The sequence below is a fragment of the Paraburkholderia sp. JPY465 genome, assembly GCF_050436725.1.
Lineage (GTDB): Bacteria > Pseudomonadota > Gammaproteobacteria > Burkholderiales > Burkholderiaceae > Paraburkholderia > Paraburkholderia youngii.
Window position 1 is genome coordinate 239,353 of record NZ_JBNDMT010000006.1, and the last position, 12,573, is coordinate 251,925.

At 67.4% G+C, this 12,573-nt stretch carries 7 protein-coding genes; all 7 read left to right on the plus strand.

Going from position 1 to position 12,573, the window contains the following annotated elements; translation table 11 throughout:
- Window positions 1–21: 21 nt before the first annotated feature.
- Genes QFZ94_RS34390 through QFZ94_RS34420 form a run of 7 tightly spaced genes read left to right on the plus strand, consistent with a single transcriptional unit; the run spans window position 22 to window position 12,571 of the window.
- Entirely contained in the window at window positions 22–1,104 is a 1,083-nt protein-coding gene (locus QFZ94_RS34390) for an SDR family oxidoreductase (protein WP_429462495.1), read from the plus strand.
- 18 nt (window positions 1,105–1,122) lie between these two features.
- Window positions 1,123–2,784 carry a nucleotidyltransferase domain-containing protein gene (locus QFZ94_RS34395; protein ID WP_429462497.1) on the plus strand — a complete coding sequence of 554 codons (1,662 nt, stop codon included), beginning with the start codon at window positions 1,123–1,125 and terminating at the stop codon, window positions 2,782–2,784.
- 15 nt (window positions 2,785–2,799) lie between these two features.
- Entirely contained in the window at window positions 2,800–5,577 is a 2,778-nt protein-coding gene (locus tag QFZ94_RS34400) for a phosphoenolpyruvate synthase (protein ID WP_429462499.1), read from the plus strand.
- Window positions 5,578–5,630: 53 nt separating this feature from the next.
- Window positions 5,631–6,635 (plus strand): fatty acid desaturase, encoded by a 1,005-nt coding sequence (locus QFZ94_RS34405; RefSeq protein ID WP_429462501.1) that lies wholly within the window; start codon window positions 5,631–5,633, stop codon window positions 6,633–6,635.
- A 16-nt stretch (window positions 6,636–6,651) separates the two neighbouring features.
- Window positions 6,652–8,322 (plus strand): fatty acyl-AMP ligase, encoded by a 1,671-nt coding sequence (locus QFZ94_RS34410; protein WP_429462503.1) that lies wholly within the window; start codon window positions 6,652–6,654, stop codon window positions 8,320–8,322.
- A gap of 2 nt (window positions 8,323–8,324) precedes the next feature.
- Entirely contained in the window at window positions 8,325–9,431 is a 1,107-nt protein-coding gene (locus QFZ94_RS34415) for an efflux RND transporter periplasmic adaptor subunit (RefSeq protein WP_429463619.1), read from the plus strand.
- A complete protein-coding gene (locus tag QFZ94_RS34420) occupies window positions 9,428–12,571 on the plus strand; it encodes an efflux RND transporter permease subunit (protein ID WP_429462505.1) in 3,144 nt (1,047 codons plus the stop codon). Before QFZ94_RS34415 ends, QFZ94_RS34420 begins: the two co-directional genes overlap by 4 nt.
- Window positions 12,572–12,573 lie beyond the last annotated feature (2 nt).

A 12,573-nucleotide genomic window follows, 5' to 3' on the forward strand; every position in this document is an offset into this window, starting at 1 on the left:
AACCCTGGATGGTCACCCACGATGGATAAGCACGTTCTCGTCACCGGTGCGCGAGGTCTGTTGGGCGCCGAAGTGATCGCCCGGCTCACGGCGATGGGCTACCCGGTCGTCGCATTCCTGCGCTCCGAAGGACCGGTCGTCCGCAACGACGGCACGCCGCTCGCGGCCACCACGTACGACGGCCACCCGCCTGCAGCCGGGAGCTTCGCATGTGTGCGGGGCGACGTCGCCGAACCCCAGCTTGGGCTCGATCCACGCACCTACGAGGCACTGCGCGCGACGACGGGCGCGATCGTCCACTGTGCCGCGCTAACCAGCTTCGGTCGCAAGCCCGAAGTCTACGAGGCGATCAACTTTCGCGGCACCGAACGCATCGTCGAGTTCGCGCAGCCTCGCGACGACGCGCCGATTCCGCTGCTCTACGTGAGCACCGCCTATGTCTGCGGCGAGCGCCCCGGCGTGTTCAGCGAGGACGATCTCGACCTCGGTCAGCGTCTGGGCAATCCGTATGAGCAGAGCAAGTACCGCGCGGAGCAGTCGGTGCGGGCGGCGATGCGCAACGGTCTGCCGGCCGCCGTGCTGCGCCCGTCGATCATCGTCGGCGACTCGGCGACCGGCGTGATCCGCAAGTTCGACACGCTCTACACGGTCGTGCGCCTGACGGCCGCCGGGCTCGTGCGCACGATGCCCGGCGACTACGGCGCGACGCTGAACATCGTGCCGATCGACTGGGTCGCCGACTGCGTCGTCGAGGCGCTGGTGAATTTCCCGCTGGTGCGCGGACGCACGCTGCATCTGACTTCGGGCGCGCCGACCACGCTGCGCGAAATCAACGACGTCTGCGCGGAGTTTCCGTCGTTTCACGTGCCTCGCTATGTGCCGCGGCATGTGTTCGACGCCGCCGCGATGAAACCGCTCGAGCGGCGCTACTACGACGAGGTCGTGAAGCTGTACGAGTCGTACCTGACGCGTCAGGTGCGTTTCGCCCGCGACGCGACCGCCGCGATCCTGCCGGCCCTGCCTCGCGCGACCGGCAAAACGCTGCTGCGCAGGATCTTCCGTTATGGGATCGCGGCGGGCTACTTCGTGCCGCGCACGACTTGACGCTCAGGGAGCCTAACCATGTTGATGACCGATCCGATGCTCGCCGAGCTCTGGCAAAAAGCGCGCAACGCGTTGAGCGCCCAGTTCGAACAGCGGGCACCGTGCGCCGTCTTTCTCGAAGGCTCGATCGCCGAAGGCTTTGGCAACGAGCGCTCCGATGTCGACTTCGTCGCGATCGTCGATAGCGGGCTGGAGCCGGCCACGATGCCGTACATCCTGTTCATCGACGGCCGCCGCATCGAAGTCAGGTTGCTGAGTCCGGCGCGCCTGCGCCGCGAACTCGCGCAGGTTCGCGCAGCACTCGGCAAAGGCCGTCGCGCGGTCGCGCGGCTGTCGTGGAATCTGCTCGAACGGTGCCAGCGCTTCATCGGCGCGCTGCCGATCGACAACCCCGAGTTGATCGAAACGCTGCAAGCGGAGCTTGGCCGCGACGCGCTCTGCGAGGCGGTGGCGCTGTGGTTCGAGGATTTCGCGCGCCATACCGGCCGTTATGCGGTCGCGATGTTCGCGCTCGGCGAGCCCGACTACGCCCGCGCGTGGATCAGGACCGCCGCGTTTCATGCGGCGAAGAGTCATGTGGCGCGCGTCGGCGAGTGCTACATGAGCCCGAAATGGCTGTCGCTGCAGCTCGAACGCGCGGCTGTCGACGCCGGCCTCGCCGGCCGTCTGTGGAACCTGCTCCACGCGCCGCGCGAGCATGGCGCCGACAGCGCGTTCCTCGCGGCCGGGGTTGCGCTCCTCCGAGAGTTCGGCGTCAACGGTGTGAGCCTCGCGGCGGAGAACGTGCTGATCGGCCCGGGCAAGGACGCGACGACCTGGCAGATCGGCGAACGGGTCCATGTGCTGCGAGGCAGCGACGTCTTCGCCCTCGACGACGAAGCCGCCCAGGCGTGGCGTGCGATCACATTCGACACCCCATGCACGGCGATCGCGAGCCGTGGCGACGCGCAGGCGGCGAGCCGGCAGCGCGCGCTGATCGCCGAGTTCAGCCGGCTGGGTCTCGTCAGCCTGCGCTGGAAGGGCAGCGGAGAAATCCACGCGCGAGAGCAGGCGACCTCGACGCCGGTGTCCCGTGCGCCGCTGATCTCGATCGACGGCGCGCGCCTCGCGGCCGGCCGCGCGAGCGGTGCCCAGTTGCTGCCAATGCCCGCCGGGCGCTTCGCCGAAGCGGCACTCGAGATGGTCTGGGCCAACATCGGCCTCGAGAATGCGCGCGAGGACGCCCAGGGCGCACTGCAGCGCGGCCAATGGAAGGTGCTCGAGTACGCGCTGCAACGGATGATGCAGACCGCCTGCATGGTCACGCTCGGCGCGCACGGCGTGACGCCGCAGTCGACGATGGAAGAAGCGACGCTCGACGCGATCCGGCTGCTGCCTCTCGATACCGCGCTGATCGACGGCATCCGCGAACTCGAACAGTGCTCGATCGGATCGGCAACCGATGCCGAGCGTTACGTCGCGCTGGCCGATGTGCTCGCGCAGCGTCTGCGCAACCTCGGCGGCGACCCGCAATTTCCGGCGAGCTTCGATACGGCGTCGGGCTGGCGCGGCACGATCCACGCCGCCTACGACTGGATCAACCTCGGCGCGCATCTGCACGCGCGTTTTCCGCAGACCGCTCACGGCGGGCGCGGTACCGCCGAGGAAGCAAGAGATCTGCTCGCTTCGTCGAGCACCTGAGCAACGGGGACCTCAATGAATTTCGACACCATTGCACGCGCACGCGGCGAATTCGAAGCGGGCGGAAGCTACGCACCGCACGAGACCTTCGACGCAAGCAGCAGCGCCGACTCAACAGCATCGCCACGCGTGATCCTCACCGCGGCAAGTCCCGCCGAAACCATCGAGCGGCTCGCCGGCAACAAGGGACGATCGCTCCATCGGCTGGCGAATCTCGGTGTAGCGGTGCCGCGCTGGGCGATCCTCGGCACCGACTGCTTTGCGGAGTTCCGCCGCGACGGCGGCCTCGATCAAACCATCGCAGCGCTGCTCAGCGACTTCACGCCCGCGAACGCCGCCGCGATCGCGAGCAAGATCCGCGAGGCCGTGCTGACGTGCGACATCAGCCCCGCGTTGCGCGCCGACATCGCACGCGCGCACGGCACGATCGGAGACGGACCGCTCGCGGTGCGTTCGTCCGGTGTCGAAGAAGACAGCGCGAGCTTCTCGTTCGCAGGCCAGTTCGACACCTTCCTCGATGTACGCGGGCTCGACTCGACGCTCGAACACGTGCGCCGGTGCTGGGCCTCCGCGTATTCCGAGCGCTCTCTGCGCTACCGGCATCAACACGGACTCGACATGGCCGGCGCCGGCATGGCCGTGATCCTGCAGCGCCTCGTTCAGGCGGACACGAGCGGCGTCGTGTTCACGATCAACCCGGCCAACGGCAACCGAGATGAGCTGGTGCTGAGCGCCGTCTACGGGCTCGGCGAAGGACTCGTGTCGGGCGCCGTCGACGCCGACACGATCACCGTGGACCGCCAGACCGGACAGCACAAGCAGGTGGTGATCGGTGAAAAACGCGAGCGTCATGACGGCCGCCACATCCGCGAGGTGCCGGCCGCGCTGCGCGATGCAGCAGCTCTCTCGAACGACGAGATCGAGCGCGTCGTGGCGGCGGCCCGCACGCTCGAAAACAGGTTCGGCGAGCCGCTCGATATCGAATGGTGTATCGCGGAACATCAGTTGTGGATTCTGCAGGCGCGCCCGGTGACCACGCCGGTCGCACCGGCCCCATCGCGGACCGGCGAATTCCAGCTGTGGGACAACTCCAACATCGTCGAGAACTATCCCGGCGTGACCACGCAGCTAACCTTCACCTTCGCGCAGCACGTCTATGCGCAGGTGTTCCGCGAGTTCTGCCGGCTGCTCGCGATTCCGCACAAGCAGCGGCGCGAGATGGACGGCTTCCTCGGCTCGACGCTCGCGTTCCTGAACGGGCGCGTGTACTACAACCTGCTGCACTGGTACAAGCTTTCCGGGCTCGCGCCGTTCCAGGACCTCGGCCGCAAGATGATGGAAGTCCAGATGGGCGTCGACGAGCCGCTCGATCTGGCGAGCTTCGCCGAGCTGATCAAACCGTACAAGGCTGGCTCGCGCGCTGGGCTCGCCTGCATCCGCGCCGTGAGCGGCGCGAAGTTCGCATGGCACTTCGCGCGTCTCGAGCGCAACGTCAAGCGCTTCCGCGCGTTCTTCTATCCGGTCTACGACGAGTTCAACGCGCCCGACTATCGTTCGCTTCCCGCCGACGCCGTCTATGCGCACTACTGCCGCTTCGAGCAGGCGCTACTGGCACGCTGGGGCATGATGATCGTGCTCGAATCGGCGATCGGTCTCAGTTACGGTGTGCTCCGGCGCCTGATCAAGCGGTGGATTCCCGATGCGCCCGACTGGCTCGAAGTGGCGGTGATCGGCGGCATGGACGACATCGAGTCGATCGAGCCGGTTCGCAGGCTGGCCGCGCTGGCCGAAGCCGTGCGGTCAAAGCCTCGGGTCGAAGCGCTGATCCGCAATACCCCGTCAAGCGAAGCGTATGCGGCGCTGCGCGAATGCGGCGCGCCTGAGGTCGTCGCCGACATCGAGCGCTACCTCGCCGACTTCGCGTACCGCAGCAACAACGAGCTGAAGCTCGAAGAACCCGATCTGCGCGAAGACCCTGGCGTGCTGTTCGATATGTTGAAGGCGTCGCTCGCGCATGGCGCCGCGACGATAGATCGCAGCGCCACCGAAGCGCGCATCGACGCGTTGGTGCGTGAGCGGCTTAATCCGCTGCAGCGCTGGATTTTTGCCCGCGCACGCGGCCGCGTGCGCGCCGCGATTCGGGCGCGTGAGACCGTGCGCTTTTGCCGTTCGCGCGCGTTCGGCGTCGCACGCCGGATGTTCCGCGCGATCGGCGAGGGTCTCGCCGCCGACGGCGTGCTGGCCACAGGCCGCGACATCTTCCATCTGCGCCTCGACGAAATCCGCGGCTGCTTCGAAGGCACCGTGTCCCACCGCGAACTGCGCCCGCTCATCGAGCAGCGCAAGCGCGACGACGCGAGCTATCGCGCGATGGACGACCTGCCGCCACGCTTCGTCACGCATGGGCCGGTTGCTGCGTGGCTCAGCAAGCCGGCGAACCTCGCGGCGCTGCACGCGGCGCCTGCCCATGCGGCCGGCGCCACCCTGCGCGGCACACCCTGCTCGCCGGGCTTCGCCGAAGGATGCGCGAAGGTCGTGCGCGAAGCGAACGAATTCGACGGCGGCATCCTCGTCACCTATCGGACCGACCCCGGCTGGGTCCCGGTATTCGCGTCGGCGACCGGCCTGCTGATCGAGCGCGGCAGTCCGCTGACCCATGCCGCGATCGTCGCACGCGAAATCGGCATCCCGACCGTCGTGCAGATTCCCGGCCTCACCACGCGCGTGCAGTCAGGCATGCAGCTCAAGGTCGATGGCCATAGCGGCGTGATCGAACTGCCCGAGCCGACCTGAAACGAATCCCCACCCCCTGACTGACCATGCAACCGCCTCTGAAGGAAACTGCCATGTACCGCCTGCTCAACGATCGTCGCGACCTGCCGCATCTGTGGCTCTACATCGAGTGCGCGCTGATATTCATCCCCGCCGCGGCCGTGCTGTATTGGCTCGGCCACTTCCCCTGGTGGGCGGGCGTGGCCTATGTGATCGTCTGGAACATGTTCGGCGACCGCTTCACGATGAGCTACCACTGCACGCTGCATCGGCGGCTCTTCAGGAAGAAGTACCGTGCGCTCGAAATCCTGCTCGACTGGGTGCTGTGCCCGTTCTTCGGCCAGACGCCGGGCACGTTCTATGTCCATCACATGGGCATGCATCACATCGACGACAACCTGCCACGCGACCTGAGCTCGACGATGCGCTTTCAGCGCGATAGCGTCATCGGCTTTCTGCACTACTACCTGCGCTTCGCCGCGCTGGTGCCGGTCGAGCTCAGCGTCTATCTGTGGCGCTCGCGCAATACGAGGCTGATCCGGCAACTGCTCGTCGGTGAGATCGCGTTCTACGCAGCGATTGGCGCGGCCGCGTACTGGAACCTGCGGGCGACGCTCGTCGTGTTCGTGTTTCCGTTCGTGTTCGTGCGGCTGATGATGATGATCGGCAACTGGGTCCAGCACGCGTTCATCGACCCCGATCATCCGGACAACCCGTACAGGAACAGCACCAATACGATCGACTCGCGTTTCAATGCGCGCGTCTTCAACGCCGGTTATCACATCTACCACCACGTCCGCAAAGGCACGCACTTCAGCGAGCTCACGAAGGAGTTCGCCGCGAACCTGGAGAAGTACGGTCAGGAGGACGCGGTCGTGTTCGATCGCATCGACATCGCGCAGATCTGGCTGCTGCTCGTCACGCGCCAGCACCGCAAGCTCGCCAGGCATTTCGTGCGCTTGCCGGGCGCGCCGGCGCGCAGCGACGACGAGGTGATCGCGCTCTTGCGTCGCCGTCTGCAGCCCATCCGCGACTGGTCGCCCGCTGCTTCGCTCGATCACGGAATCTCGACCAAGTAAGCGGGGAGCCGTCACCATGAACCTGACGCTAGTCGATGCCGTTTCAGCGCTGCCGCGCGGCGACGCACGAGGCCTTCGCTTTGTCTCCTCGCACGGCGACGAGCACTACTATCCGTACGACGCGCTCGAGCGCGAGGCACGCAAGCGTGCGCAAAAGCTCGTCGCACTGGGCCTGAACAAGGGCGACCGTATCGCACTCGTGATCCTCGACCCGGAAGCGTTCATCCTGAGCTTTCTCGGCGCATCGTTCGCCGGTCTGGTGCCGGTCCCGATCTTTCCGCGCGGAAGCCTGAACTTCAGAACCCGCGAACGTTACGCCGAAACCGTCAGTCACATCGTGCGCTCGGCAGGCGCGCGGATGCTACTCACGTCGAACTCGACACGCGAGACCATCGAGGACGTGCTGGCCGCCGACACCGGCCTCGAACGCATCGTGACCGTCGAAGCGCTGCTCGAGAGCGAGCCGCCCGCGTGCGATTTGCCCACGCTGCATCCCGATGATCTGTGCTTTCTGCAATACACGTCGGGCAGCACGTCGCTGCCGAAAGGCGTGATGGTCACGCATCGCAATCTGATCGCGAATGCGACAGCGTTCCTCGGACCGCGCGGCATCGATCTGCACGAGCAGGACGTCTATGTCAGCTGGCTGCCGCTGCACCACGACATGGGACTCATCAGCGTACTCGGCGCGCTGATCTGCGACTTGCCGAGCGTGCTGCTCTCAACCGAAGCATTCGTGCGCCGGCCCGGCCTGTGGATGGAGGCGATCACGAAGTACCGCGGCACGATCAGCTTCGCGCCGAACTTCGCGTATGCGCTCGCCGCGCGCCGCACCCGCGACCAGGACCTCGAAGGCCTGGACCTGAGTCGGCTGCGCGTGGCCGGCTGCGGCGCCGAGCCGATCAATGCGCAAGCGCTACGCCAGTTCTCCGCGCGCTTCGAGCCGGCCGGTTTTCGCGCTGAAGCGCTGCTGCCGTGCTACGGGATGGCCGAAGCAACGCTCGCGATCACGTTTCACGACCACGGCCAGCCGATCGTCACCGACGTCGTCTATGCGGCCCCGCTGGGGCTCGGTCGGGCGATACCGGCCGCGCGTGATACCGGCTTGCGCACGATCGAACTGGTCGGCTGCGGCCATTGCTTTCCCGGACATGAGCTTCGGATCGTCGATGAATCCGGGCGTGCGTTGCCCGAACGCTGCGTCGGCGAGATCGTCACGCGCGGGCCCAGCATCACCGTGGGCTATTACGGGCTGGCCGACGCGAGCGCCGGCGCGTACCGCGACGGCTGGCTGCAGACCGGCGATCTCGGCTACGTCGCCGGCGATCAGCTCTATATCTGCGGCCGCAGCAAGGACCTGATCGTGATTCACGGCTCGAACCTCTATCCGCAGGACATCGAATGGGCGGTGGCCGAGTTGCCGAGCGTGCAAAGCCGCGGCGTCATCGCGTTCAGCGTGATGCGCGACGGCGACGAGACGCTGGTCGTCTGCGCCGAGGGCAAGCCCGCCGAGGCCACGGCGCTGCGCCGGGCGATCGCGCAGAAGGTCGCCGAATGCGCGGGCCTGCAGGTCGGCCACGTCGCGATCGTGCAGGCGGGCAGCTTGCCGCGGACTTCGAGCGGCAAGGTGCAGCGCCGCCGGACCAAGGCCCAGTTCGAAGCCGGCGAGTTGGAGGAACACTCGTGAGCATGCGCTGGCGCGAGATCATGCTGACGGTGTCGGGCGCACTCGCGCTCGCCGCCTGTCACGCGAAAGAAGCCGAGGTGACGCTGCCGCGCCCGGTCATCGCGGTGGTCGTGCATCGGGACAGCAAGCCCGTGCTCGCGACGCTGCCGGGCGAAGTCAACGCACGCTATGCGACGCCGCTGTCGTTTCGCATCGCCGGCAAGCTGATCGAGCGGAAGGTGCGGCTCGGCGATACGGTCACGGCCGGTCAGGTGCTCGCGCGGCTCGATGCCGACGACGCGCAGCGCAGCCTCGCGAGCGCGCAGGCCCAATTGATGGCGGCGCAGCATCGGCTCACCTTCGCCGAGCAGCAACTCGACCGCGACCGGGCGCAGGCGCAGGAACAGCTGATCTCGACGGCGCAGCTCGAACAGACCCAGGATGCGTATGTGGCCGCCGCCGCGCAGCGCGATCAGGCGGTACAGCAGTTCGCGCTGCTGAAGAATCAGACGCAATACACGGTCCTCACCGCGGACCATGCCGGCGTCGTCACCGCCGAAGACGCCGATACCGGGCAGAACGTCGCGGCGGGACAGCCGGTCTACCACCTCGCGTGGTCCGGCGAGGTCGATATCCTCTGCGACGTGCCCGAGAGCCTGCTGAACGCGCTCGCGGTCGGCAGCGCGGCCAGCGTGTCGCTGCCGGCCGTCACGGACCGACGCTTCACCGCGCACGTCCGGGAGCTGTCGCCGGCAGCAGACCCCGGCAGCCGCACCTATCGCGCGAAGCTGACGCTCGATGCGCCAGGCCCCGAGGTCCGCCTCGGCATGACGGCCACCATCACCTTCGCCGACGCGTCCGGCGAGGCGCAAGCGGACGACCCGATCACGCTGCCCGCCAGCGCGCTCTTTCACGACGGCAACGCGCCGGCCGTCTGGGTCGTGCGCCCCGGCGACGAGGCGCTGGAACTGCGCCGGGTCCAGGTGGGCCGCTATGACGACCGCACGATCTCGGTCGCGCGAGGCCTCACCGACGGCGAGCGCGTCGTGCTGCAAGGCGTGCATACCGTCAGCGCCGGCGAAACCGTGCGCGCGGTCGCGCCGTTGCATCCCGAGGACTTCGCATCATGAGAGCGCTGTTCGGCCAGGGCCCCGACGGAGCGGGCGGACCGGGTGAACCGGGCGGACCGCGACGCCCAGCACCGGACGATTCCGGCCGCTTCAATCTGTCCGCGTGGGCGATCCGCAACCAGGCGCTCGTCTTCTTCGCCGTCGTGCTCGCGACGCTGTTCGGCGTGCTCGCCTATTCCCGGCTCGGCCAATCCGAGGACCCGCCGTTCACGTTCCGCGCGATGGTGATCCGCACCTTCTGGCCCGGCGCGACCGCGCGCCAGGTCGAGGAGCAGGTGACCGACCGGATCGGCCGCAAGCTGCAGGAGACGCCGCATCTCGACTATCTGCGCAGCTACTCGCGTCCCGGCGAATCGCTGATCGTCTTCACGATGAAAGACTCCGCGCCGGTGCGCGAGGTGCGCGACACGTGGTACGAGGTGCGCAAGAAAATCGGCGACATCGCGGATACGCTGCCGCCCGGCGTGCGAGGACCGTACTTCGACGACGAATTCGGCGACGTCTACACGAACATCTATACGCTCGCCGGCGACGGCTTCTCGCCGGCCCAATTGCACGACTATGCGGACGAACTGCGCGGCGTGCTGCTGCGTGTGCCGGGTGTCGCGAAAGTCGATTATTTCGGCGACCCCGACGAGCACATCACGATCGAGATTGCCAACGCGCAATTGACGCGCCTCAGCATCACGCCGCAACAGCTCGCGCGAGCGATCAACGCGCAAAACGCGGTTACGCCGAGCGGCACGCTCACAACCGCGTTCGACCGCGTGTTCGTGCGTCCGAGCGGCCAGTTCACCGACCTGAAGGCGATGAGCGACACGCTGATCGACATCAATCACCGCCTCGTTCGTCTCGGCGACATTGCGACGATCAAGCGCGGTTACGACGATCCGCCGGTCTCGCAGGTTCGCACCAACGGCCGCCCGGTGCTCGCCATCGGCATCACGATGCAGACTGGCGGCGATGTGATTCAGCTCGGCAAGCTGCTCGACGCGAAGACGGCCGAATTGCGCGCGCGTCTGCCCGCGGGGCTCGAACTCGTCCAGGTGTCGAGCATGCCGCACGCGGTCTCGCATTCGGTCAACGGCTTTCTGCGCGCCGCCGCCGAAGCGATCGTGATCGTGCTGGCCGTGAGCCTCATCTCACTGGGCTGGCGCGCCGGCGTGGTGGTGGCGATCTCGATCCCGGTCGTGCTCGCGGTCACTGCGCTATGCATGAACGGGTTCGACATCGGCCTGCACAAGATCTCGCTCGGCACGCTGGTCCTCGCACTGGGGCTGCTCGTCGACGATGCGATCATCGCGGTCGAGATGATGGCCGTGAAGCTCGAACAGGGTTGGGGCCGCGCGAGGGCCGCGGCGTTCGCCTACAGCAGCACCGCGTTTCCGATGCTGACGGGAACCCTGGTCACGGTGGCGGGATTCCTGCCGATCGCGCTGGCGAAATCGGCCACCGGCGAATACACGCGCTCGATCTTTCAGGTGTCCGCGATTGCGCTGGTTGCTTCGTGGTTCGCGGCGGTCGTGCTGATTCCGTTGCTCGGCTATCACCTGCTGCCCGAACGCAAGGACAGCGCGCGCGAGACGCCGCCCCGGCGCGCGCTTCGCAAGCTGCGCCGGCGCGACGACGCGCAGACGCGCCGCGCCCCGCTGGCGGCGCCGCGCGCCACCCGCTTTCATGACCGCTTGCGCGACTGCATCGCGTGGTGCGTGAAGCGCCGCCTCGTCGTGATTGGCGTCACGGCTGCGCTGTTCGTCGTCGCGCTGGCCGGCTTCGCGCTCGTGCCGCAACAGTTCTTCCCGAGCTCCGAGCGGCCCGAACTGCTCGTCGACCTGCGGCTGCCCGAAGGCGCGTCGTTCGAAGCGACGCTGCGCGAAGCCGCGCACCTCGAAAAGACGCTAGCGGGCCGGCCCGAGATCGATCATCTGGTCGATTTCGTCGGCGCGGGCGCGCCGCGCTTCTATCTGCCGCTCGACGTCCAGATGCAGCAGCCGAACTTCGCGCAGCTCGTGATCACCGCCAGGTCCGTCGACGAGCGCGCGAAGCTCGAACGCTGGCTCGCGAGCACGCTGCAAAACAGCTTTCCCGCCGTGCGTGCGCGCGTTTCGCCGCTGCAGACGGGCCCCTCGGTCGGCTATCCGGTGCAGTTTCGCGTCAGCGGAAACGACCTCGCCACCGTGCGGGAAATCGCGGAAAAAGTCGCGGCAACCATGAAGGCCGATGCCCGCACGACGGGTGTGCATTTCGACTGGGACGAACCCGGCGAACGCTCGGTGCGCTTCGAGATCGACCAGCAGAAGGCGCGCGAGCTCGGTGTCACGTCGGAAGACGTGGCGAGCTTCCTCGCGATGACGCTGTCGGGCTATACGTTCACGCAGTACCGGGTGCGCGACCGGTTGATCAGCGTCGAGCTGCGCGCGCCGCAGCGTGAGCGGGTCGATCCCGCCGAGATCGTGAACCTCGCGATGCCGACGCCGAACGGCCCGGTTCCGCTCGGCACGCTCGCGCATCTGCACAACGAGCTCGAATACGGGGTGATCTGGGACCGCGACCGTCAACCGACGATCACGGTCCAGGCCGACGTGCGCGGCAACGCGCTGGACCTCGACGTGACCCAGGCGATCGATCGGACGCTTGCGCCGCTACGCGCGTCGTTGCCGATCGGCTACCGGATCGAGACCGGCGGCGCGGGCGAGATCAGCGGCAAGGCGCAGGCGTCGGTGATCGCGCAGTTGCCGCTGATGCTCGTCGTGGTGCTCACGCTGCTGATGATTCAACTGCGCAGCTTCGCGCGCGTGCTGATGGTCGTGCTCACCGCGCCGCTCGGGCTGATTGGCGTGGTCGCCGCACTGCTGCTGTTCGGCAAGCCGTTCGGCTTCGTCGCGATGCTCGGCGTCATTGCGATGTCCGGAATCATCATGCGCAATTCGGTGATTCTCGTCGATCAGATCGAACGCAATATCGCCGCGGGCCAGGGGCGCTTCGACGCGATCGTGGGCGCCGCGGTCCGGCGCTTCCGCCCGATCATGCTGACCGCCGCAGCCGCCGTGCTCGCGCTGATCCCGCTGCTGCAATCGGCCTTCTTCGGGCCGATGGCGACCGCACTGATGGGCGGGGCATCACGGGCGCGACCGTGCTGACG